Below are 1,255 nucleotides of genomic sequence, written 5' to 3'. Positions count from 1 at the left end.
GCGGGACATGAAAACCATATACGGCCACAAGCACATGACGCGGGCAGAGCTTGAACCCTTCCGCGTGCAATATATCGCCGGAGTGCTCAAACTGCTGGAGGGCATAGAGCTGGAATATGGCACAGAAACGGAGGGGAACACATGAATGTTTTAAGCCTATTTGACGGGATAAGCACCGGGAGGCTTGCGCTCCAACGGGCCGGCATAACCGTGGATAGTTATTACGCTTCCGAAATTGACCAGAAAGCTATAAAAATATCACGGGCAAACTGGAGCGACGTCATACAGATAGGAGACATTGAAAAAATAGACCTCGAAAGTCTACCTAAAATCGATCTATTGATTGGCGGCAGCCCGTGCCAGGGATTTTCAAGAGCTGGAAAAGGGCTTAATTTTGACGATCCCCGAAGCCGCCTATTCTTTAAATATGTGGAAGTGCTCGAAGAACTGAAAAAGAAAAACCCAGATATAAAATTTCTGCTAGAGAACGTAAACATGGCACATGAATGGCGCGATATAATCACGCAATACCTCGGCGTGGAGCCAGTTCTTATCAATAGCAGAAAAGTGTCCGCAGCCCTACGCGAGAGGCTATATTGGACGAATATATGGGAAGTATCGCAACCGGAGGACAAAGGGGTGCGGCTGCTGGATATTATAGACCGAAACGTGGAAATCAGTAAACCAGTAAAAAAGGACGGCATACTATTTGATCCCTATTTTTCAGAAAATGCCCGGAACCTTGTATATGTCGAAAACGGGGAAATAAGGATTCGGCAAGCTACAAAGCAAGGGTACATAGTGGCAGAGAACGGGGACGGAATAAACATCAGTTTCCCACTATCCAAAAGCCGACGCGGCCGGGTAATCAAGCAGAAAGCGCCCACCATGACTTGCGTGTGTGATTTTGGCTGTCTCATTGACGGAGTTATCCGAAGGTTTACCGCCGAGGAATTGGAAAGATTGCAAACGCTACCAGACGGATACACGAAATATTACAAAGAGGACAACGGAGAATTGGCAGAGGTGCCGAGATCAGCACGGGAAAGCGTAATCGGCAACGGCTGGACCACCGACGTAATCGTCCATATACTTAAGGGTATTTTGCCGCATAAAGAAGAACTGGAGCCAGAAATTCCAAAAGCTGACCGGGCACGAATACACGACGACTGCCTCGAATATGAGCTTGAAATCATTTCCGCAGCGGAGGAATTAACCGAAAGACGCCTGAAAGCCTACCAAAGCGGGAAAAAGG

Annotated in this window: 1 protein-coding gene; it reads left to right on the top strand. The window is 47.7% G+C overall.

The genetic code is table 11. The annotated features are described in order from the left end of the window. Nucleotides 1-141 precede the first annotated feature (141 nt). A partial coding sequence (dcm, locus tag QX565_RS00015) for a DNA (cytosine-5-)-methyltransferase (RefSeq protein ID WP_289290479.1) occupies nt 142-1,255 on the top strand: 1,114 nt, incomplete at its 3' end.

Source organism: Bacteroides sp. 41_26 (assembly GCF_949740115.1).
Classification (GTDB): Bacteria; Bacteroidota; Bacteroidia; order Bacteroidales; family Bacteroidaceae; genus Bacteroides; species Bacteroides nordii.
This window is presented reverse-complemented; position numbering and strand designations above follow the sequence as displayed.